The 21,541-nt window shown below is 41.4% G+C and carries 21 protein-coding genes and 2 pseudogenes; 3 read left to right on the top strand and 20 right to left on the bottom strand.

Annotated elements, in window-relative coordinates:
* From AC27EF_RS12730 to AC27EF_RS12710, 5 genes and pseudogenes are all read right to left on the bottom strand, one after another.
* Positions 1-282 (bottom strand): annotated as a pseudogene (locus AC27EF_RS12730) (NAD(P)H-dependent oxidoreductase); the annotation flags it as partial.
* Positions 283-326: 44 nt separating this feature from the next.
* Entirely contained in the window at positions 327-695 is a 369-nt protein-coding gene (locus AC27EF_RS12725) for a PTS glucitol/sorbitol transporter subunit IIA (protein WP_487111142.1), read from the bottom strand.
* 27 nt (positions 696-722) lie between these two features.
* Positions 723-1,739 carry a PTS glucitol/sorbitol transporter subunit IIB gene (gene srlE, locus AC27EF_RS12720; protein ID WP_487111141.1) on the bottom strand — a complete coding sequence of 339 codons (1,017 nt, stop codon included), beginning with the start codon at positions 1,737-1,739 and terminating at the stop codon, positions 723-725.
* A 20-nt stretch (positions 1,740-1,759) separates the two neighbouring features.
* Complete coding sequence (gene srlA, locus AC27EF_RS12715) at positions 1,760-2,275, bottom strand: PTS glucitol/sorbitol transporter subunit IIC (RefSeq protein ID WP_487111140.1); 516 nt, start codon at positions 2,273-2,275, stop codon at positions 1,760-1,762.
* Between the two features lie 132 nt (positions 2,276-2,407).
* The gene (locus tag AC27EF_RS12710; RefSeq protein ID WP_487111139.1) at positions 2,408-2,848 is read right to left on the bottom strand and encodes a transcriptional regulator GutM; all 441 of its coding nucleotides are present in this window, start codon (positions 2,846-2,848) and stop codon (positions 2,408-2,410) included.
* 217 nt (positions 2,849-3,065) lie between these two features.
* Here AC27EF_RS12710 and AC27EF_RS12705 point away from each other — a divergent pair, with 217 nt between their 5' ends.
* Positions 3,066-4,004 (top strand): sugar-binding transcriptional regulator, encoded by a 939-nt coding sequence (locus tag AC27EF_RS12705; RefSeq protein ID WP_487111138.1) that lies wholly within the window; start codon positions 3,066-3,068, stop codon positions 4,002-4,004.
* A 163-nt stretch (positions 4,005-4,167) separates the two neighbouring features.
* On the opposite strand, the gene AC27EF_RS12700 is transcribed toward AC27EF_RS12705, so the two are convergent.
* Together AC27EF_RS12700 and AC27EF_RS12695 are read right to left on the bottom strand one after the other, a co-directional pair.
* Entirely contained in the window at positions 4,168-4,569 is a 402-nt protein-coding gene (locus tag AC27EF_RS12700; protein WP_487111144.1) for a sugar-binding domain-containing protein, read from the bottom strand.
* A complete protein-coding gene (locus AC27EF_RS12695) occupies positions 4,523-5,137 on the bottom strand; it encodes a sugar-binding domain-containing protein (protein WP_487111137.1) in 615 nt (204 codons plus the stop codon). Before AC27EF_RS12695 ends, AC27EF_RS12700 begins: the two co-directional genes overlap by 47 nt.
* A gap of 272 nt (positions 5,138-5,409) precedes the next feature.
* Here AC27EF_RS12695 and AC27EF_RS12690 point away from each other — a divergent pair, with 272 nt between their 5' ends.
* Positions 5,410-6,738 carry a putative ABC transporter permease gene (locus AC27EF_RS12690; protein WP_487111136.1) on the top strand — a complete coding sequence of 443 codons (1,329 nt, stop codon included), beginning with the start codon at positions 5,410-5,412 and terminating at the stop codon, positions 6,736-6,738.
* A 59-nt stretch (positions 6,739-6,797) separates the two neighbouring features.
* Here AC27EF_RS12690 and dapB read toward each other — a convergent pair whose 3' ends face one another.
* From dapB to upp, 6 genes are all read right to left on the bottom strand, one after another.
* Positions 6,798-7,553, bottom strand: coding sequence for a 4-hydroxy-tetrahydrodipicolinate reductase (dapB, locus tag AC27EF_RS12685; protein WP_487111135.1), 756 nt, complete (start codon positions 7,551-7,553; stop codon positions 6,798-6,800).
* Between the two features lie 15 nt (positions 7,554-7,568).
* Positions 7,569-8,453, bottom strand: coding sequence for a 4-hydroxy-tetrahydrodipicolinate synthase (gene dapA / locus AC27EF_RS12680; protein WP_487111134.1), 885 nt, complete (start codon positions 8,451-8,453; stop codon positions 7,569-7,571).
* Between the two features lie 59 nt (positions 8,454-8,512).
* A complete protein-coding gene (locus tag AC27EF_RS12675; protein WP_487111133.1) occupies positions 8,513-9,001 on the bottom strand; it encodes a cob(I)yrinic acid a,c-diamide adenosyltransferase in 489 nt (162 codons plus the stop codon).
* Positions 9,002-9,138: 137 nt separating this feature from the next.
* Entirely contained in the window at positions 9,139-9,774 is a 636-nt protein-coding gene (locus AC27EF_RS12670; RefSeq protein ID WP_487111132.1) for a single-stranded DNA-binding protein, read from the bottom strand.
* 108 nt (positions 9,775-9,882) lie between these two features.
* Positions 9,883-11,703, bottom strand: a complete 1,821-nt coding sequence (gene typA, locus AC27EF_RS12665) for a translational GTPase TypA (RefSeq protein ID WP_487111131.1) — start codon at positions 11,701-11,703, stop codon at positions 9,883-9,885.
* Between the two features lie 109 nt (positions 11,704-11,812).
* Positions 11,813-12,445 carry a uracil phosphoribosyltransferase gene (upp, locus tag AC27EF_RS12660; RefSeq protein WP_487111130.1) on the bottom strand — a complete coding sequence of 211 codons (633 nt, stop codon included), beginning with the start codon at positions 12,443-12,445 and terminating at the stop codon, positions 11,813-11,815.
* A gap of 112 nt (positions 12,446-12,557) precedes the next feature.
* Between upp and hydE the strand changes: the two genes are divergently transcribed.
* Positions 12,558-13,601: a [FeFe] hydrogenase H-cluster radical SAM maturase HydE gene (hydE, locus tag AC27EF_RS12655; RefSeq protein WP_487111129.1), complete on the top strand. Its 1,044-nt coding sequence runs from the start codon at positions 12,558-12,560 to the stop codon at positions 13,599-13,601.
* Positions 13,602-13,647: 46 nt separating this feature from the next.
* On the opposite strand, the pseudogene AC27EF_RS12650 reads toward hydE, so the two are convergent.
* The 7 genes and pseudogenes from AC27EF_RS12650 to AC27EF_RS12620 form a co-directional block, all read right to left on the bottom strand.
* Positions 13,648-14,130: pseudogene (locus AC27EF_RS12650) on the bottom strand (GNAT family N-acetyltransferase).
* A gap of 93 nt (positions 14,131-14,223) precedes the next feature.
* Complete coding sequence (gene ftsZ / locus AC27EF_RS12645) at positions 14,224-15,369, bottom strand: cell division protein FtsZ (RefSeq protein ID WP_487111128.1); 1,146 nt, start codon at positions 15,367-15,369, stop codon at positions 14,224-14,226.
* Between the two features lie 81 nt (positions 15,370-15,450).
* A complete protein-coding gene (locus AC27EF_RS12640) occupies positions 15,451-16,230 on the bottom strand; it encodes a cell division protein FtsQ/DivIB (RefSeq protein ID WP_487111127.1) in 780 nt (259 codons plus the stop codon).
* Positions 16,231-16,246: 16 nt separating this feature from the next.
* Positions 16,247-17,365: an FtsW/RodA/SpoVE family cell cycle protein gene (locus tag AC27EF_RS12635; RefSeq protein ID WP_487111126.1), complete on the bottom strand. Its 1,119-nt coding sequence runs from the start codon at positions 17,363-17,365 to the stop codon at positions 16,247-16,249.
* Positions 17,366-17,368: 3 nt separating this feature from the next.
* The gene (murD, locus tag AC27EF_RS12630) at positions 17,369-18,730 is read right to left on the bottom strand and encodes a UDP-N-acetylmuramoyl-L-alanine--D-glutamate ligase (RefSeq protein WP_487111125.1); all 1,362 of its coding nucleotides are present in this window, start codon (positions 18,728-18,730) and stop codon (positions 17,369-17,371) included.
* 17 nt (positions 18,731-18,747) lie between these two features.
* Positions 18,748-19,719, bottom strand: a complete 972-nt coding sequence (mraY, locus tag AC27EF_RS12625; RefSeq protein ID WP_487111124.1) for a phospho-N-acetylmuramoyl-pentapeptide-transferase — start codon at positions 19,717-19,719, stop codon at positions 18,748-18,750.
* Between the two features lie 74 nt (positions 19,720-19,793).
* Positions 19,794-21,530, bottom strand: a complete 1,737-nt coding sequence (locus AC27EF_RS12620) for a peptidoglycan D,D-transpeptidase FtsI family protein (RefSeq protein ID WP_487111123.1) — start codon at positions 21,528-21,530, stop codon at positions 19,794-19,796.
* Between the last annotated feature and the right edge of the window lie 11 nt (positions 21,531-21,541).

Below are 21,541 nucleotides of genomic sequence, written 5' to 3'. Positions count from 1 at the left end.
GTTGGCATCTTCACATGCAACATATTTGCCTGCTTCCATTGCCGCATTGGCATCTTCCAGTGTTTTTGCAATGGCAATATCATCTTCGGAAACTCCTGCGTATTTAAACGCATTAACTGCATTCTCTACTTTGATATCAGATACGATCGCCGGCATCATTCCGTTCATCAGAACCATCTGGGTTACCATTCCCCGCCCCATCTGTCCGGCTCCGACAATTCCGGTTTTAATGATTTTTCCTTCTTCCTGTCTCTTAATTAACTTTTGATCCATGTTTAACATAACAATTTTTCTCCTGTTCCAAAAACAACATTTACACTCTGTTCTTAATAGATTTCAATCAGTTCTCCCGCCTTGAGATCTTCCGGAAGCAACTGATTGCCCTCCAGCATAATGCAACCCGGGCGCTCCGCCTCGTCACCGCCTTTAAAATCAATGGTACAATGACCAAGCTGTTCCAGCGTATGCGGCGCTTCGCTTCCCACTGCGCTGATCTTAAATTCTTTTCCACAGATTTTAAAGGTATCTCCCACTGCCGGAATTTCTTTTAATTCCGCTTTCGTATGAAGTACAGATAATTCTGCCAGCTCCGGTGGAGCATCCTCATTAAAAATGATAATAAAATTCATGTCTTCATCTTCCAGAAACGCCAGTGCATCCGGTCCAAGTCCGACAATCTCAGATTGATATTTCATACAATTCCCTTTCTATGTCTTCCATTTCTAGTACATTCCAATACTGAACGCAAACGCGATCAACACCGCCAATGGTCCGGTAATCATACGTTCAAATAATACCGCCGGAACACCATACTCAATTGTTTCAGAATCAGCTTCTCCAAGAGATAAACCTACCGGGATAAAATCACATCCAACCTGCGCGTCAATTGCAAACAATGCCGGAAGAGCATATTGAGGCGGAATATTTCCGAGAGCAAACTGTGATCCAAGCAAAGTTCCTACTACCTGTGCAATAACAGCTCCAGGTCCAAGTACCGGAGATAAAATCGGAATACCGCAAACGAAAGCAATGGCAACCATTCCCGGAAGTGTAGAACAGATCGGTGAAATTGTTTTGGCAATTACATTTCCCAATCCACTGGCAGAAATAATACCAAGTAACGTTGCCGTAAATGCCATAAATGGTAAAATAGTACCGACAACCATTTCAATGGTATCACAACCAGCCTGGAAACAGATATTAACCACGCGTCCTACGACCTTACCGATACGAACGACAATATTTTCTTTTTTCCCTTCTCCGGCTTTTGCAATCTCTTCTTTTGCCTGAGCCTTTGATTTTGGTCCTTTGTCTGCAGGTTCTTCCTTTACCTCTGTCTGTGAAGCCGGATTTCCCACTGCCTGCCCGGCATAATCAGACTCAAAAATATCACTTTCTTTCACAGCTGAAACATAAATCTCTTTTGTAATATATTTTGCAAGAGGACCTGCTTTTCCTACCGGTTCAAGGTTTACAGTATAGATTCCTTTCTTCGGATATACGCCACAACGTGCAGTTCCCCCACAGTCAACAACAGCTACCAGAATTTCATCGTCCGGAAGACTTTCTTTAAAGCCGTCCACCGCCTCGGCTCCAGTCATTTCTGCAATTTTCTCCGCAACCGGATGAATCCCTCCACCTGTTACACTTAAAACTTTATTGCACTTTTCTGTTGGTGTAATTGTTAATGGGCCACCCCATCCGCCGCTTCCTGCTTTAATTGTGATTGTTTTATACATACTGCTTCTCCTCCCTTCGACTATTTTTTAGAACTGAATGCCTTGTAAAGTTTTTCACATAAAATACCACGGATTAAAATAACAATAACACCGACAACAAAGTATCTTACCGCCAATCCTCCAATGGAAAGACCAAGTTTTTGAATACCTGTTGCAATCCCCATGTACACGAACAACTCACCGGCATTTGCATGCGGGAAAAGACCTGTAATCGGATGACAGAAAGAAACACTGGCATCATAAAACGCAGCCTTATGTTCTTTTTTCAGGAATCGTCCAAAAGTATACTGCGCCGGGTTTGTCAGGAAAATATCCGCCATTACCGGAAGTAAGGTGTAACGAAGTAATGTATACTTTGTAATCTTTTGGCAAAATCCTTCTACTCTTTCTACTCCAATAAAACCTATCACTGCATTGACCGCCGTCATCAGGCAGATAACCAACGGGATAATTCCGGTTACCCACCCCATAAAGGTTTCTCCACCGGCCTGGAACAGACCGATAAAGCCGTTTGCAACGTTAGAAATAACTTCCATAAATTCATCCTCCTTTTTGTGAATTCTGAAACCATAAACTCTATATAAATGTTCCGCAAAATCCAACAGTTCATCTGCCCGGGCCCTGAACAGATCCCCCTCAGACCTCGCATCCCATATATATCAATTACATTATGCCCGAGGCGCTTCAGCCACCTCTTCGTTTTCCTCCAGAGAAGGCTCCAGGCGCTGAGACAACGCCTCCAATGCATTGAGATATCCTTTGTATTTTTTCTTCTGTTTTTTATCAAAATCTTGCATATCATCTAAAAATTCGTAAATACTGGTTCCAAGGACTTCTTTGCCTAACAATTTTTTTAAAGGTTTAAATTTTGCAAAAAAACTGATTCCCTGCATAATTTCTCCGCCCGTGATAATCCCTTCATGATCACACGCAATCATCACAATATATCCCGCACGAATTCCACCTCGTTTCTGTCCGAATCCGACATTTCCAAACTTATGAACTCTGCGAATTGCTTTTCGATAATTTTGTATTTGCCACATGCCTCCTAATGCCTGCATTACAAACAGTACAAACACAATCAGCAAAATCTTAGAAATTCCACTCATGTCATGTACACTCCTCTCATTTGTTTACTTTATACAAATTAATTATGTGCTTTCAAATCACTTTTGTTACTTGTATTATATACGATTAAATTATGTTCGTCAATATTATTTGATTTTTTCTTTACAACCCTTGAATTTTAGTCATTATTACAATATAATTTGATTAGAAAACAGTTACATTCGTGCTTATACTTTGATTCAAAAAGGAATATGATCCATGAAAAAAAATGAAAATACAGATTCTATGTTGGACCGCATCACCTTAATCGCTAATCTCTATTACAAAGACAAATTATCCCAACAAGAAATCGCAAAAAAATTAAACATCTCAAGACCCTGGGTTTCAAAATTGCTGTCCAGAGCAGAAGAACTCGGTATCGTCAAGATCGAAATTGAGTCTCCGATTCTGGGAAATGCATCCCTGGAGGAGCAGCTGTGCAACAAATATCACCTGAAATATGCCAGTGTCATCGACAACGCGGACACCACTCGAGATTACATTTCCATGTCTGCTGTCAACTATTTTATCTCTCAGGTAAAACCCAATGACAAAATCGGGATTGCATGGGGAAATGCCGTTTCCAGATTTATCCGACATTTACACCCAATGAAATTCCCACATACACAAATTGTGCCTCTGGCCGGCAGCTTCGGTGCCTCCTTTGATACTTTACCCAATTATAATGTCATTCAGTTGGCAAACTTAACCGGCGGAACCTGTCATCTGCTCCATGTCCCTGCCTTTTGTTCTTCCCAGATGGAATACCAGACATTGATCGCAAACCGAAAAGTCTGCGAAACTCTCTCCTTGGCTGAACAATCCGATATCATCGTATCCGGTCTCGGAACTTTCGAAACCTCTTTCCTTACAAGAAATGAAATTCTGTCTCCTGAAGAAACAAAATCTCTGAAGGATGCAGGCGCCATCGGCGATATCGCTCTTCGATTTTTGACAGTACAGGGAGATCCCGTCGAAACCAATCTCACAAAGCGTATCATCCGCGCAGACATTGTAAAGGCATGCAAAAACGCTCGAATCTCTATCGGCATTGCCGAGGGTATTTATAAAAAGGATATTATTCATGCTGTTTTATCCCGTCATTTCATCAACGCCTTTTTTACGAGCAAAGATACTGCCTTAGCGCTGCTTGACTGATCCTGCTTTTCAGCGAATGAATTTCATTCGCTTTTTCCTCCCTCTTTTAAGGTGTTTTTTTACTTTTTTGGTTATTTTTTACATATTTTATGTTCAAAAAAAGAAAAGCGATGTCATTTTATTAAAAATATACACATGCCTGTTCTCTTTTCGTTGTATGCCTTTATAGCAGTTTTTCCGCACACTCATTATTCGTAATCAGCATGTTGATATAACCACCGTTAATTGCTCCTTTCACCGCCTGTACTCGTTCTATCCCACCGGCAATTCCAATTCGATTGCGAACCTTCTTCATCATCTCTCTTTCCATTCCCGCAACCCGTTCATTAAACATCTCAAATTTTTCTGTATTCCCGTGAATGTCAAAAAATTGCAGAGCAACATTTCCTACTACTCCATTTCCTGCAAATTCCTGAACTTCCTCATCTGTGATATATCCTGCATGAATCAAGGTGGAGTCTGTTCCTGTATCATTGGCGCCAATTCCCATAACCAATGTATCCAGCTTCTGAAAATCCTCAAAAATAAAATTTACCGATTTTTCTTTCAGGAAATAATCTTTGATTTTCTTTTCTGAAAAAAGTGCCGGTGCTAAAAACTGAGTATAATTCCCCCCCGAATTTATCCGCGAATTCCCGAGCAATCTGATTGCTCTGAACATCCACTCCATTAATATTTCTCGGACTGATTCCTCCAATTACCGGAACAAACATATAGCGATTCTCCTTTGGAAAACCTCTCCTGACCATTGCCACATTATGCAGTGTAAATCCCATCGAAACCCCGATATAATCTCCATCGTGAAAAAATTGAGATAAATAAAGCGCTGCTTTTTCATACATCTTCGTCAGCGACTCTGCATGAGTATCCAAAGAACTGCTTTCTACCACAATCACTTCCTTCAGACCGTATTTTCTCTCCAGGGCTTTCTCCAGTTTCCCATAAGAAAATTGTATCGGATTTACCACTTCTACACGGACAATCCCACTTTCTTTTCCTTTTTGAAGCATACGTGAAATGGTTGCTCTGGAAATCCCAAGATAGTCACTGATTTCTTGTTGCCGCATGTTGTCCTCATAATACAAGCTGCAAACCTTATAAATTAATCTCCAATCATCAACAATCTTTTTCATCCATGATGCCCCTTTCCTCATCTATTTCCGCTTCAACCCTTATGCAACCATCATATACAATCTTTGTATTTGTGGCAATACAATTTCACTGAAATTATGTCGAAGTAACATATTCTTTCATGTATACATTTACATTTGTTCAGAAAATTTGTGAATAATTTGACAGATATTTTTGTCCATCCTGAATATTTTTCCCTTTCTTTGTCCCTTCATTGACTTTTTTCACGGAAATCTATATACTTTTTACAAAACAAACGAAAAAGGAGCTTTCTATGATTGCAGTTATCTTTCAGTTACTCTGGTTATTTTTCTTATACTCATTTCTGGGTTGGGTCTTGGAAGTCATACAGTGTACTTTGTCTCAAAAACGCTTTGTTAACCGCGGATTTGTGAATTGTCCATTTTGCATTTCTTACGGAATTGCCGCTGTCATCATTACCATAAACAGCCATGAAATGTCGTTATTCTGGACATTTCTCGTATCTGTAATTGACGCCACCGTTATTGAATGGATCAGCGGTCATCTGATTGAGCGATACTACCATGAACGTTGGTGGAATTATTCTAAAAATCCTTGGAACCTGGATGGATATATTTGTTTATCACATTCCATCCTATGGGGAATTCTGGGAATGGTTGCCACGCACTTTGGCAATCCTATTTTCCTCACACTCTACCGATTCTTTCCCGGAATTTGGTCAAATATCATTGTTCTTGTGTTATTATTGATTTTAATCATTGATATATTGGCAACTTTGATACTGATTTATGGAAAATCAAATCATAAAGAACGATGGAAACATGCCGATGATCGTTTCTCAAAATTTAGTTTTGTTTTACAAAATTTTATTATTCATCACATTGAGCATCGTCTTGAACGTGCATATCCCCACCGCAAAGTAAAACCACTCCTTTCTTCGGATCAATCCAGGGTCTTTGCCGCCGGATGCTGTTTCTATAAATTATTTCTTCTGTTTTTTATCGGAGCTCTATTGGGAGATATCATCGAAACCATTTTCTGCTATGTGAAAATGGGAATTTGGATGAGTCGCAGCAGCCTTGTATGGGGACCCTTCAGTATCGTCTGGGGCTTTGCATTCGCCGGTGCCACCGCTCTTTTATATCGATATCGGAATCGTTCTGACGTCTTTCTTTTTCTGATCGGTACTTTTCTTGGAGGCGCCTACGAGTATCTTTGCAGCGTCATCGGTGAAATATTTCTGGGAAGAATCTATTGGGATTACAGCAATATTCCATTTAATCTAAACGGACGAATCAACCTTCTATATTGTTTTTTCTGGGGAATCGCCACAGTCGCATGGTTTCGGATTCTCTATCCATTTTTTTCATATCGGATTGAAAAGATCCCCATAAAGCCCGGGAAAATAATTACGTGGTGTCTGTTTATATTCATCGTTTGTAATTTCACGGTTTCTGCTGCTGCAACTGTACGCCAAAGTCAACGGGAACAGGCAATCCCCGCAACACAAACATGGCAGAAATTTATGGATCAACATTATGATGATCAAAAAATGAAACAAATCTATCCTGCATCAAAAACCTCAAAAAGAACAAAGAGGAGCAAGTCCCTCAATCCCTGAGAGACTTGCTCCTCTTCGCGTGCCGATGTGCAGCAACAAAACAACTTTTTCCACGTTCTTTAACCGATCACATCACTCATATCATACATTCCCGCAGGTTTTCCCGCCAAATATAATGCGGCACTGACAGCGCCTTTGGCAAATACGGCTCTGGAATAAGCGGTATGTTTTAATTCAATCACTTCATCCTGACCTGCAAAAATGACTTCATGCTCTCCTACAATCGTTCCGCCTCGGACCGCAGAAATACCAATTTCTTTCTTTGGACGCTGCTCCCGTCTCTGGCTTCGATCATAGACAAATTCATATTCGTTGTTTAACGGCTCGTTTACTGCCTCCGCCAGCGCAAGTGCAGTTCCTGACGGTGCGTCCAGCTTTCTGCGATGATGCTTCTCAACAATATCCACATCAAACCCTGCATCTGCTAACAGTTTTGTCATAGATTTCAAAACTTTAAATAATGTGTTGATCCCCAGTGACATATTGGCAGATCGCAGAACCGCTGTTTTCTTACTGGTTTCAGAAACCTTTTCCAGCTGTTCATCACTCAGTCCGGTGGTACATAATACGACCGGAATCCGGTGTTTTGCTACATAATCAAGCAATCCGTCCACCGCAGGCGCCGCAGAGAAATCAATAATTACATCAATCTCTTCCTTGCAGTCTTCCAAGCAGCTATAAACCGGATAATCGTTGCTTCCGTTGTCTATCCGATCCACACCTGCCGCCATCACCGCATCTTCTGTCTCTTCGATAATTTGAGTAATTACCTGCCCCATGACTCCGTTACAGCCATGCATCATAACTTTTACCATCTTTCGTAACTCCTCTTAAAGAATTTCTGCGTCCTTCATCGCCTGAATCATCTGCTGTGCGTGTGCTTCTTCCATCTCGGTTAACGGACGTCTCACAAGATCTCGGCAATATCCAAGTTCTGAAACTGCACGTTTTGCAGGAATCGGATTTACCTCACAAAACAGCTTATGAATGACGTCCATGTATTTTAATTGAATTTCCAGACTTCCTTTGATGTCGCCCTCTAAAAACTTCATAACCATATCATGCGTCTGTCTCGGAGCCACATTGGACAGTACAGAAATCACGCCCTTTCCTCCCAGAGATAACAACGGAACCACCTGATCGTCATTTCCGGAATAAATATCTAATTCCCCATGAGTGAGAGCAGCAAGATCTGCCACCTGACCAATATTTCCACTGGCTTCTTTTATTGCCACTACATTTTCTACATCTCCGGCAATCTTTGCCGCTGTTTCCGGCAAGATGTTGGTTCCGGTTCTTCCAGGCACATTATACATCACAATCGGAACGTCCACTGCATTTCCGATGGTTGCATAGTATTCTTCTAAACCTTTCTGCGTTGCTTTATTGTAATACGGCGTCACCACAAGAAGCGCATCCGCCCCTGCGTTTTGCGCCCGCTTTCCAAGCTGTAACGCCTCTTCTGTACAATTTGCTCCTGCTCCAGCAATCACCGGCACTCGTTTGTTTACATGAGAAACACAGGCACCAATCACTTCAATTTGTTCGTCATGGCTCATGGTGGAAGCTTCCCCTGAAGTTCCGCAAATTACAATACTGTCTGTTCCATTCTCAATCTGAAAATCAATAAATTTTTCCAGCTGATCATAATCTACGGATAAATCTTCTTTAAACGGCGTAACCAAAGCTACACCCGCACCTGTAAATATTGACATACTATTTTCCTCCTATCATCTTATGTATGATTCAAAAATTGCAGCGTCATTTCTAATTTCTAAGATTCCTTGATTGTACTAATGCAGTACACTGCGTCAATATGTTCAATCAATTCTTCCGGTATTTGTCTCCCAGTCATAAGAATCAACTGATCCTCGCCAATATTCTCAATCATCTCAATTAATTCCTGCACTTTTAACAGCCCCAGATCCAAGAGTCCCAAAATCTCATCTAAAACTACAACATCACACTGTCTGGTGTCAATCACTTTGTGAGCATACTTTAACCCGTTATAAATGAAATGATCTTGTTCCTTCTTCTCTTCTTCGCTTAAATCCTGATACTGTTTGTCGTATTTTTCAAATCGAAACAGCTGAACCTCCGGCTCTAATCGCTTGAAAAATCCCAGCTCTTCTGTTTCCTTTCCTTTCAGGAATTGAACTATAATGACTTGCTTTGCCTGACCGGCCGCTTTCACACATTGGCCAATTGCACACGAGGTCTTGCCTCTGCCCTGACCGCAGTATACTTCCACTCGTCCTTCCATATTCTCACCTCAAAGAATCTTCCTTTTGTAATATTCAAAGACTCACCCCTGAGTCCCGGTGCGAAATCTGCCGTGATAACACGGCAATTGCGCATCATTTTAGGCTATTATATCATTTTTGATATAAGAAATCCAACTTATTCTTCATCCTTTTCATGAAACTCCAGCTTATTCACTGAAACTTCATATGCAACACGGCGAATCACCTGATTTTCACTGATTCGTTTCTGATATTCACGGCTTTGAATCCGTCCGATCAGCTGTATCCTCGATCCAATCTCAAGATTTCCTGCAAATCTCGCATTTCTTCCCCAGCAAATACATGGTATGTAATCAGATTTTCCATACGACCGATTGACCGCCAGCAAGATATCACAGATCTCTCTCCCCAAAGGTGTCATTCGATATACCGGCTGTTTACAGATAAATCCGTCTAAAATAATCTGATTTGGTTTTACATCTTCCATTGTCTCCAGGAATTCAATATCTCTTACAAACACAGATAAAATCAAATGATTGCGATTTTCTTCATGCTTATTAAATGATCGAAACTGACCGCAAGCTTTCACAAGCCTGCCTTTATAATCCTTATTTATATCAATCAGCCGCTCTGATACTAACAATGGTATCTCATCCGTTGCTTCACTTAATCTGTTTACTAAAAGTTTGACTGTATAAAATCCTTCTCCGAAAATCTCGTGGCTATATTCAAAATCGGAACAAATTTGTCCTGCCACCTCCACTTGATTGTGATTGATTCCCTGCTCTGTCATACTCTTTCTCCCTTCTTGTGTCTATTGGTATACTTTACAGAGTATTCCAAAATGACCCCAAATAGAAGAAAAATCCATCGACAAAGTTTTTCGTGTTTTTTCGACTCTCTAAGAGAATTTCGCGCGTTTTCTCATGGTAGGATCCAGAATTTTCTTGCGAATGCGTATGTTTTCCGGTGTAATTTCCAGCAGCTCATCAGTATCAATAAATTCCAATGCCTGTTCCAGACTCAAAATTTTAGGCGGGGATAGTTTCAATGCATCATCAGATCCGGAGGCTCTGGTGTTGGTTAATTTTTTCGCACGACATACGTTGATCTCTATGTCTTCTGCCTTTCCCGTCTGTCCAATCACCATTCCGCCGTATACTTTCTCGCCGGGTCCTACAAACAGTGTTCCTCTCTCCTGTGCATTATACAATCCGTATGTGATCGTCTCTCCTGCCTCATAGGCAATTAAAGAACCCTGTTTCCGATACTGAATATCTCCCTTATACGGTCCGTACCCATCAAACAACGTATTTAAAATACCATTTCCTTTGGTATCCGTTAAAAATTCTCCGCGATAACCAATCAATCCTCTGGACGGAATAGAAAATTCCAGTCTGGAATATCCTCCCGTGGCAGCCGTCATATTTCGCAGCTCACCTTTTCTCTGACTTAATTTCTCGATGACGGAGCCTGTAAATTCTTCAGGAACATCAATCACAGCGATCTCCATCGGTTCCAGTTTCTTGCCATTCTCATCTGTATGATAGAGAACCTCCGCCTTACTTACCGCAAATTCATAACCTTCGCGGCGCATATTTTCAATCAGTACCGATAAATGCAACTCTCCTCGACCGGATACTTTATAACTATCTGTATTTTCAGTCTCTTCTACCCGCAAGCTGACATCCGTATTTAATTCTCGAAACAGCCGCTCTCTGATATGTCGGGATGTAATATATTTTCCTTCCAATCCCGCCAGAGGACTGTCATTGACCATAAACTGCATCGAGATGGTCGGTTCAGAGATCTTTTGAAAAGGAATTGCCTCGGCTCCGTCCGCATCACAAATTGTATCCCCAATGGAAAGATCTGAAATCCCGGAAATCGCAACAATAGACCCGACATTTGCCTCCTTTACATCGACTTTATCCAGACCCTCAAATTCATAAAGCTTTGTAATGCGAACTTTCTCTTTTCTCTCCGGATCATGGGCATTGACCACAACGTATTCTTTATTCACGGCAATGGACCCATTATCAACCTTTCCGATTCCGATTCTTCCAACATATTCATTATAATCAATGGTACTGATCAAAACCTGAAGAGGTTTTTGGGGATCTCCCTGCGGAGCCTCTATGTGATCAATGATTGTTTCAAAAAGAGGTTTCATATCTTTCTTTTCACCATCCAAATCAAGAACAGCAAATCCCTCTTTGGCAGACGCATAAACAAACGGGCAATCCAACTGCTTATCTCCCGCATCCAATTCCATTAAAAGCTCCAGAGTCTCATCCACAACCTCCTCCGGTCTTGCTTCCGGACGGTCTACTTTATTGACACAGACGATCAATGATAAATCCAGCTCCAATGCCTTTTTTAATACAAATTTTGTCTGCGGCATCGGTCCCTCAAAAGCATCCACCACCAATACAACGCCATTAACCATCTTCAGAACACGTTCGACTTCTCCGCCGAAATCCGCATGCCCCGGCGTGTCAATGATATTAATCTTGATTCCATCGTACATAACGCCTGTATTTTTTGAAAGAATTGTAATTCCTCTTTCTTTTTCTATATCGTTTGAGTCCATCACTCTCTCGGCAATTTCCTGATTTTCACGAAAAATGCCGCTTTGTTTTAACATCTCATCTACCAACGTCGTTTTTCCATGATCGACATGGGCAATGATCGCTATATTTCTTACGTCCTCGCGTTTCATATAAGTCCTTCTTTCTTTTGCTTTGTTTCCCAATGGTCCCTGCCACACCCAGGTACGGCAGGATTAACCTTTATATTTTACCACACTCAAAAGAAAGTTGCAATTTTTTCTACTTCGTTCCGAAAATCCGGTCTCCGGCATCTCCAAGTCCAGGAAGAATGTATCCGTGATCATTGAGCTTGCGGTCAATGCTGCCGCAGTAAATCTGAATATCCGGATGTTTCTTTGAGAGCAATTCTACCCCCTCAGGCGCTGCAATAATCGATGCAAATTTAATCTGCTTTGCCCCCTGCTCTTTTACAAAATTCACCGCAGCATCCGCAGAACCTCCAGTGGCAAGCATCGGATCTACAATCAACACCAATCTCTGATCAATATCCTCCGGCAGCTTGCAGTAATATTCTTTTGGTTCCAGCGTTTCCTCATCCCGATACATTCCCACATGTCCAACTTTTGCACTCGGCACCAAGGACAGCATACCGTCAACCATGCCGAGACCTGCACGAAGAATCGGAACAATCGCCAGTTTTTTCCCCCGAATCATTGGAGCTTGCATTTTCTCCATTGGCGTCTCAATCTCCACCAGTTCAGTCTCCAAATCTCTTAAAATTTCATATCCCATCATAGTTGCAATCTCTCCTATCACCGTACGAAACTCTCTTGTTCCGCATTCTTTTCTTCGGATCAGAGAAATCTTATGTAAAATCAAAGGATGCTCAAATACTGTAACATTTTCTCTCATAGCAATACCTCCCGCCATTGTTTCTTTTTTCTTTACTATTTTATCATATTTCTTTGGATTTTGCTCCTATATATGATATATTTCTCTTATGACATAAAGGAGGACAAACATCATGAATTCAATGACATTGATTGATCGTTTATATAAAGAACAGACTCTTTCCCGTGAGGAATTGATCCATCTGCTAAAACACCGAAACAAAGAACAGGCAGAATATATTTCAGATCTTGCACGAACAGAGAGTCAAAAGATTTATGGTACCGGAATCTTCCCGCGCGGTCTGATTGAGTTTACAAATTATTGCAAAAACAACTGTTTTTATTGTGGAATTCAAAGCTGCAATCAAAAAATTCACCGTTACCGTCTGACACAAGAGGAGATTCTCTCTGCCTGCGAAAACGGCTATACTCTCGGCTATCGCAGTTTTGTACTTCAAGGCGGAGAAGATCCGTATTTTGATGACAACCGTATGGTTTCTATCATATCCGCCATTCGCAGCCAGTATCCGGATTGTTCCATCACATTATCTCTCGGAGAGAGAGCCAAAGCAAGTTATCAAAAACTCCGAGACGCCGGAGCAGATCGTTACTTGCTGCGCCATGAAGCAATCTCTCCAGAATTATATCAAAAGCTTCATCCGACCTCTCTTTCTATTGAAAACCGAATTCAGTGTCTGGAAAATTTAAAAGAAATCGGATTTCATGTAGGCACCGGATTCATGGTCGGTGTTCCTTTTCAAACGCTGGAAGACCTGGCAGATGATCTTTTATTCATCAGCCATTTTCATCCGCATATGGTCGGAATCGGACCTTTTGTTCCTCATCACGACACCAGATTCAGAGAATTTCCATCCGGAACCGTGGAACTGACAACGTTTCTGATCAGTATTCTGCGCCTGATGAACCATCATTTTTTACTGCCCTCCACAACAGCTCTCGGAACCATTGATCCGAAAGGACGCGAACAGGGAATCTTAGCAGGCGCCAATGTAGTAATGCCGAACCTCTCTCCTGTCTCTGTACGAAAGAATTATGCCTTATATGATCATAAAATCTGTACCGGAGAGGAAGCGGCAGAATGTGCAGGATGCTTGGAACGACGTCTTCAGAGCATCGGATATCATTTGGAATTCAGCCGAGGCGATTATATAGAATAAAAAGAATTTTCCCGATATCATACACAAATGAAAGAAGCAGGAAACATCATCGTGTGATATGCTCCCTGCTTCTTTCGTTCTTTTTATTCTTCTGAATCATTCTGTAATTGAGAAACACAATACCTCTGCATTCTACCTGTTGTTTTTTTACTGTCTGATATCCTCTTGCCTCAAAAAACGGCTTTGCAGTCATTGACGCATGAACCTAGATCCTCCCCTGAACCCTTTGTTCCAACCGATCACAAAGTTGTGTGGCAATTCCCATCCGCTGATAATCCTTATGAACAAACAGATGATCCAAATAACCTGTATCATCTATATTTCCGAATCCTACAAGAATTCCACCTCTCACAGCAACCAAACTGTAAGTCTCCTGAAAAGATTGATTCCAACGTGCCAGATCCATTTTTTTGGGCGCCCATGCATTCAACTGCGTTTCGGTATAATCTTTTTTATTGATTGTGTGAACGGTATGATAAAAAAGTTCTGCCGTCTTTTCGCAGTCAGATTCCCTGTATTTTCTGATCATTTTTCACCCCCCCTCTAAACAAAATCAGCACAAAAGTCTCATTTCTAAGAACTTTTTGTGCTGATCTCATATCAGATCCTTTGATCCTGTATCTTATCGTCTTCTGCTTTTTAACAGAAATTCCGGAATGGTAATCTTCTGATCTTCTTCCTCGATCACAGGATCCGGTACTTCTGCTGCCGCTGCAGATTCCGCCTGCTGCTGTGTCATAACTTTTCCATTGTGAATCGGCTGTCCGGAAAATGCAGGCGCAGGATTCGTTTTTTTGGTAAAGCCGGTTCTGGAATTGCCGGCAGCATCGGAAGATTTGATCCCCGTCGCAATGATTGTAGCGCTGATTTGATCTCCAAAGTCCGCATTGACAGTTCCGAAAATGACATTGACGTCGTCTCCCGCCTCGTCTTTCAAATATTCCACTGCCTGCTGAGCTTCCAGCATACCTACAGCTCCCGCAAAGTTTACGATTACATCTGTTGCACCAGCAACCGTTGTCTCCAACAGCGGACTTTCCATTGCGGTTTTGATTGCTTCCAGTTCTTCGTCCGCAACGCCCATTCCAATATGAGCAATTCCCTTGTCACGCATTACCGTCTGGATATCTGCAAAATCCACATTAATTAATCCCGGATTGTAAATCATATCCGTAATTCCCTGTACACCCTGCTGCAGAACTTCATCTGCTTTTTTCAGAGCATCCGGAATTGTTGTTCTTTTATCACAGATTTGAAGAAGCTTATCATTTGGAATCACGATCATCGTATCAACCTGATCCTGAAGGCGGGCAATTCCTGACATTGCATTATTCATACGAGGTTTCCCCTCAAAAGAAAACGGCTTGGTCACAACTCCAACAGTTAAAATTCCAAGTCCCTTGGCAATCTCTGCGATGATCGGAGCAGCTCCGGTTCCGGTTCCTCCTCCCATTCCGCAGGTTACGAATACCATATCAGATCCCTGTACCAGCTCTGTAATTTCTTCGCGGTTCTCTTCTACTGCCGCCTCTCCAATCTCCGGTTTTGCTCCGGCTCCGAGTCCCTTTGTCAGTTTTTCTCCAATTTGAATTTTTGTTGTGGCTTTACACAAAGATAAAGCCTGTCTATCTGTATTAACGCCCACAAGCTCCACGCCCTGTACGTTCTCATCCACCATACGGTTTACAGCATTATTTCCTGCTCCCCCGACTCCTATCACTAAAATTCTAGCTTGTGTATTCTCTACACTAGGCATAATTTCAACCACGTCGCTCCTCCTTCATGTCACCTTAACGATAACCCTTAATTCTGTACACTAACTTAATGATACCTTTTTTACTGCTTTTTTTCAACTCTTTTTTGGTCGAAACAGCGTAATTTTCTGGTCTTCATCAAAGTATTTCATGTCAATAGTTCCACTTTTTCCCTTTAACTTTTTCAAAATTCCAGAAAGTTCCGGAATCTTAAGATCAATATCTTTTCGATTGGCAAGATCAATGGTCAGATCTCCGCTCTTCAGCAGCGCATTTCCGTCACTTTCTATATGAATCTGATCAATCGGCAGCTGATATTTATCAATGGTCATTGTCAATTCCAGCAGATAGGAAAAAATCTCTTTCTTCTTTACCGGAATCTTTTCCTGCATAACCAATTCATTATACTTTAAACCAGTCACCCGGGGAACATCATCATACCTTTTCTCATAACTTTCCAGCGCATATCCGTTTTTATCGAAATAGACATATTTTCCATTATATTCAAGGCATCCCGCTCTTTTTTTCTCTTTTATATGAATCCGAATTTTATTGGGACTCATCAACTCTACACTCATAGAATCAATAAATGGCAGCAAATCCGGCGGAGATAATTTGCATCTTATAAAATATGCAACCGAATTGCCTAAATACCCATTTTCCCTCACTGCCTTCTTTGCTTCTGCTTCTGTATAGGAATCCAATCCGTCAATTTTTATTTCCTTGATTTGACAGGTCCCCGCAATGATCAGTACCGCCAGAATCAAACACGCCGCGCCGCCGATCAGGACTTTTTTCACAGGAAAACCCGGCATTTTTCTCTGCCTTTTGTGTTTTTTCATCAAAACAACTTTTTCTTCTTTTTGTTCTTCCATGATACCCCCGGTTCTTCTATAAACGAATTCTTTTGGAAATCGACAATGTCATTCCCATTTCCGCCATAATAACCAAAATAGAGCTTCCCCCGTAACTGATAAACGGAAGAGGAATTCCCGTTGGTGGAATCGTATTGGTCACAACTGCGATATTAATAAACACCTGCACCCCGATATGCGTTAAGAATCCAATGACAATTAATGCGCCAAATAAATCCTCCGAATTCATTGCAATCAGCAACATTCTCCAAATCAATGCCACAAATACCAAAATCAGACAGACCGCTCCGAACAGCCCCAATTCTTCACATATAATTGAAAAAATCATATCGTTATGAGATTCCGGAATGAATCCCATTTTCTGCATACTCTGTCCCAGACCTTTTCCAAAAATTCCACCGGAACCAATCGCATACAGCGCCTGTATCGTCTGAAATCCCTTTTCATGACTTTCTGGATGCAGCCAGATTTGAAGCCGCTCATTTCGATAGCTGTTTGCAGTCACAAGATATAGAACCAGGACGCCCACAGCGCCTCCCGCCATTCCAATCAGCTCTTTTGTCTTTGGACTGACCACAAACACCATCACTCCAATCATCGCACAAAGAACCAGCGCCGTACTTAAATTCTGAGTAACCACCAGACCAATGATCGGAATGCACGGAATCATGACTGCGATGGTATTCTTAAAGGTCCGAATTTTATGTGCGTTTTCTGATAATATGTATGCCAAATAAATCACCAGCAAAATCTTTGCAAACTCCGAAGGCTGAAATTGGAATCCTCCAATGCTGATCCAGCGCACTGCGCCTTTTTTTGCCGCTCCGACAATCAGCACCAGCACCAGCATGGCAATACTGGACCAATAACAGATTTTTGCAACCAGTTTGTTCTTTAAAATTCGATAATCAAAAAATTTACAGAACCCCAACATCAAAACTGCGCCGATCCCCACAGCCACTCCCTGACGAATGAGCCAGTGATATGGATTTCCATAGGTCACTGTACTTTTGTACGAACTTGTACTGAAAATCATGACCATCCCAAAACATATTAAAAATATTACAAGAAACAGCATTGGGTAATCAAAATACCTTTTATTTGCCATATATTTTTCTTTTATGCGATTTGCCACTTCTTACAGCTCCTTTAATTTTTTCACACACTCTTTAAAGACATCTCCACGGACTTCATAATTCGGAAACATTCCCCAGCTCGCACATGCAGGAGATAATAAAACCGCATCTCCATCCTGTGCATGATCTGCCGCATACCGGACTGCATCCTGCATAGAATCTGCATACACAATCTGATCAAACCCATGTTTTCTTGCAGTTTCCGCAATCTTCTCCGCGGTAACTCCCATTAAGATCAATGCTTTTACTTTGCCGTCAAACGCTTCCACCCATTCATCATACGCAGACTTTTTATCATATCCTCCGCCAATCAGCCATGTCGGCCGATCCATTGCCCGGATTCCCCGAATTGCTGCGTCCGGATTCGTTCCCTTAGAATCATTGTAATATGCAACTCCGTTTACGGTATCAACATATTCAATTCTATGAGCAACTCCTCGAAAACGTTTGATTCCTTCCTTAATATAAGGCACCGGCACTCCCATGGCATAAGTAATTGCAATGGCAGCTAAAATATTTTCATAATTATGATCTCCCAGAAGATGAATTTCCTCAAGCGTACAGACCGGAATCTGTGTTCCGTGTTCTTCTACTATAAAGTTGTTCCCGCACAAGGACACTCCATCCTTTATTTTATGATGAAGACTAAAAAATATGACTTTTCCCTTTGCTCTTGCCGCCATATCTCTTGTCATTTCATCCTCATAATTTAACACCATTACCTGCTCTCCGGTCTGATTTTTCCCAATGGATTCTTTGGTTTGCGCATAAATTTCCATCGTCCCATGACGATCCAAATGATCAGGAGTTATATTTAAGACTGCACATACATCCGGGCAGAAATCTACGATGGTTTCCAGTTGAAAACTGCTGATTTCTGCTATAATCACACTGTTCTCTCCCGTATCTAATGCAACACTGGTATATGGAATTCCGATATTTCCCACAACAAAACTTTGATCAAAATATCCCTTTATAATCTCCCCGGTCAGCGCTGTTGTGGTCGTTTTTCCATTGGTTCCCGTAATTGCAGCAATTGTTCCTTTGGATGCATGATAAGCCAGTTCAATTTCGCTCCAGACAGGCTTCTTTTGGTTTTTAAAAAGCTGTGCAATCGGTGCGTTTACTGAAATTCCCGGACTTAATACCAAACAATCAAAAGCATCTGCCACTTTTTCGGTACATGTGCCAAGAACCAGAGGAATTTCCTGATTTTTATATAGTTTCTGATAGATTTCCTGTGGCTTTAAATCCTGATTTCCATCATAGAGACTTACCTCGGCTCCTAATTTCAGCAGAAGATTGACTGAGCCAATTCCGCTTTTTCCTGCTCCTGCCACTAAAAATTTTTTATCTTTCCACATGATTGTTTCTCTCCTTACTAAATCGCAACCAGGCCAATCAGACAACAAACTGCCGTGACAATGGCAAAAATTGCCACAACCTTCGTTTCCGGCCACCCAGACAACTCAAAATGATGGTGGATCGGCGCCATTTTAAATAATCTTTTTCCTCCAGTAGCTTTAAAGTATCCCACTTGAAGCATCACAGATATAACCTCTATCATATAAATAAATGCAACAATCGGAATAAAAAGAGGTAAATGCAGCATCACTGCCGTAGCTGCCACAAAGCCCCCAAGTGCAAGTGATCCCGTATCTCCCATAAACACCCTTGCCGGATATACATTAAATACTAAAAATCCCAATAATGCGCCCACTGTAGCACAGGAAACAGGCCAGATTCCCGGATCATTTCCAGAAACGCCCATTCCCACTGCTGCTACAGTAAAAAAGGTCGCAATCAAAACGGTGACACTGGATGCCAATCCGTCCAATCCGTCGGTAAAATTTGCACCATTTACTGTACCAAGGAGAATTACAAAAATCACGGGTACAAAAAATGACCCCAGATTCAAATAAGCTCCATGGGTAAACGGAATTAGCATCGAGGTTCCTGTCTCTGTATAATTGATCAGATAATAAGCAAAGATTCCTGTCACCAGAATCTGTCCCAGCATTTTCTGCCATGCTCTCAATCCCAAATTTCGTTTCATGACCACTTTGATATAATCATCAATAAATCCAATAAACCCAAATCCCAGCGTCACAAACAAAATCGGAACAACTGCAGGATATTGTCTGACATAAAATAAAGACGCAACCACAATTCCAAGTAAAATAATCAAGCCTCCCATCGTCGGCGTGCCTGATTTTTTCAAATGCGACTCAGGACCTTCTCCACGGATAAATTGACCGAATTTTAATTTATGAAGATATCGAATCATCATCGGACTTAAAATCACGCTGACAAAAAAAGCTATCAATACCGGTTTTACAATACTATAATTCATGCTACCACCTCATTTGTTTTATTCATGTGCGCTACAACCCTTATGCCAAGACTTTGGGGTTTTAACGTCCTGGGTTATTCGCTTTTCTTCTCAACTGTATAATCCTTAGAAATTCCAAGATACGGCAGCGCTACCTGAAATACATTTTTCATCACAGGCGCCGCAATCGTTCCCCCATAATAAGTTCCCTGCGGTTCATCAATCAATACAATTCCCATAACCGTTGGATTCTTTGCTTTGGAAAATCCCAGAAAAGAGGAAATATATTTTCCAGTACCCCTTGGAAGTTTTTCACTGGTTGCAGTTTTTCCGCCGATGGAAAATCCTTCAATCTTACAGTTGCGCCCGGATCCTTCGGATACCACGGCTTCCAACAATTCTTTCATTGTCTCGGAGGTTTCTTTTTTAATCACATGATCTTTGGTCTTATATGAAAAAATTTTCTCTTTCTTTCCATCCGAAGATACCGTTTTTACTCCAAAATGCGGAGTAATCAGCTTTCCCCCGTTGACTGCCGCACTGGCAGCACGCAACAGCTGAAGCGGCGTAATCTGAATTGACTGACCAAAAGACATCGTTGCAAGCTCCACTGCCTTGACATTTTTCTTCTGATGCATAATGGAATTGGCTTCCCCCGGAAGATCAATTCCAGTCTTTTCAAACAATCCCAATTTTTTAAAAGTATCATACATGCCATCCACGCCAACCCTCGCTCCGACTTCCATAAAAACCGGATTGCAGGAATTCATAACACCCTCTTTAAAAGTCTCGCTTCCATGCCCTCCTACCTTATGGCAGCGAATTTTTCGATCTTCCACAATTCGGAATCCGGGGCAGTTAAATTGATCGTTTACACGTACCTTTCCAAGCTCTAATCCGGCAGTTGCCGTAACAATTTTAAAAACAGAACCCGGCTCATAGGTATCGTTTAAACAACTATTTCTCCACTTGCGATTTAAATATTCCTGCTGCTTTTTGACACTCTCCTGAGATTGTTTCTGATTTAACTTGAAAGGCTCATTTAAATTATATTCCGGTACATTGACCATCGCATAAATCTCTCCATTTTGCGGATTCATTAAAATCATTGACACCTGTTTGGCTTTCTTCTCTTTTTTTACTTTTAAACAGGCCTGCTGAGCATAGTACTGAAGATTTACATCCAGGGAAGTATATAAATCATTGCCTGCCTCAGGCTCTTCCCGTTCTTCAAATGCACCTTCGATTTCAATGCCGCTTCCGTCAGTCAATGTCAGAATTCTTCCGGATTTTCCCTTCAAATATTTATCATAAGCTACTTCAAGACCAACGATCCCCTGATTATCGCCCCCGGTAAATCCGAGAACTTTTGACGCCAGAGAATCGTACGGATAAACTCTTTTGTAATCTTCATCCACTTTCACTCCATCGAATTCATATGCCCGGATTCGATCTGCAATTTTTTTCTCTACATTGCTTTTTATTTTCTCTCTCACAGAGTTTTTGTAAACTTTTTTACGAATCTGAGCAGAATCCATTCCCAACTCTTCAGATAATACCCGGGAAATTTTATCTTTCTCTTTTGTCTGTGAATAAATAACGGAAATAGAATACACCGCCTTATTGGAAGCAATTTTTACACCATTGCGGTCATAAATAATTCCTCTGGGAGCCTTAATCTCCCGATCTCTTTGATGCAGGTCCCTGGCTAAACTAAGATATTTATCTGCCTGAACAATCATAACATATCCCAGTCGAATCGTCACAACCAAAAACCCGACAAAAAATACCAAAACCATACAAAGAATTCTTTTTTTGCAGACAGTCTTCATGACGTACTCCG

The sequence above is a fragment of the Anaerostipes stercorihominis genome (genome assembly GCF_057535655.1).
Note: the sequence above shows the minus strand (reverse complement) of the source record. Positions and strands in the feature narration are given on the sequence as shown.

Bases quoted from the DNA above. Each gene is read 5' to 3' on its own strand.
- AC27EF_RS12725 (WP_487111142.1), bottom strand. From the start codon at position 695: ATGAAATATCAATCTGAGATTGTCGGACTTGGACCGGATGCACTGGCG.
- srlE (WP_487111141.1), bottom strand. From the start codon at position 1,739: ATGTATAAAACAATCACAATTAAAGCAGGAAGCGGCGGATGGGGTGGC.
- srlA (WP_487111140.1), bottom strand. From the start codon at position 2,275: ATGGAAGTTATTTCTAACGTTGCAAACGGCTTTATCGGTCTGTTCCAG.
- AC27EF_RS12710 (WP_487111139.1), bottom strand. From the start codon at position 2,848: ATGAGTGGAATTTCTAAGATTTTGCTGATTGTGTTTGTACTGTTTGTA.
- AC27EF_RS12705 (WP_487111138.1), top strand. From the start codon at position 3,066: ATGAAAAAAAATGAAAATACAGATTCTATGTTGGACCGCATCACCTTA.
- AC27EF_RS12695 (WP_487111137.1), bottom strand. From the start codon at position 5,137: ATGAAAAAGATTGTTGATGATTGGAGATTAATTTATAAGGTTTGCAGC.
- AC27EF_RS12690 (WP_487111136.1), top strand. From the start codon at position 5,410: ATGATTGCAGTTATCTTTCAGTTACTCTGGTTATTTTTCTTATACTCA.
- dapB (WP_487111135.1), bottom strand. From the start codon at position 7,553: ATGGTAAAAGTTATGATGCATGGCTGTAACGGAGTCATGGGGCAGGTA.
- dapA (WP_487111134.1), bottom strand. From the start codon at position 8,453: ATGTCAATATTTACAGGTGCGGGTGTAGCTTTGGTTACGCCGTTTAAA.
- AC27EF_RS12675 (WP_487111133.1), bottom strand. From the start codon at position 9,001: ATGGAAGGACGAGTGGAAGTATACTGCGGTCAGGGCAGAGGCAAGACC.
- AC27EF_RS12670 (WP_487111132.1), bottom strand. From the start codon at position 9,774: ATGACAGAGCAGGGAATCAATCACAATCAAGTGGAGGTGGCAGGACAA.
- typA (WP_487111131.1), bottom strand. From the start codon at position 11,703: ATGAAACGCGAGGACGTAAGAAATATAGCGATCATTGCCCATGTCGAT.
- upp (WP_487111130.1), bottom strand. From the start codon at position 12,445: ATGAGAGAAAATGTTACAGTATTTGAGCATCCTTTGATTTTACATAAG.
- hydE (WP_487111129.1), top strand. From the start codon at position 12,558: ATGAATTCAATGACATTGATTGATCGTTTATATAAAGAACAGACTCTT.
- AC27EF_RS12640 (WP_487111127.1), bottom strand. From the start codon at position 16,230: ATGGAAGAACAAAAAGAAGAAAAAGTTGTTTTGATGAAAAAACACAAA.
- murD (WP_487111125.1), bottom strand. From the start codon at position 18,730: ATGTGGAAAGATAAAAAATTTTTAGTGGCAGGAGCAGGAAAAAGCGGA.
- mraY (WP_487111124.1), bottom strand. From the start codon at position 19,719: ATGAATTATAGTATTGTAAAACCGGTATTGATAGCTTTTTTTGTCAGC.
- AC27EF_RS12620 (WP_487111123.1), bottom strand. From the start codon at position 21,530: ATGAAGACTGTCTGCAAAAAAAGAATTCTTTGTATGGTTTTGGTATTT.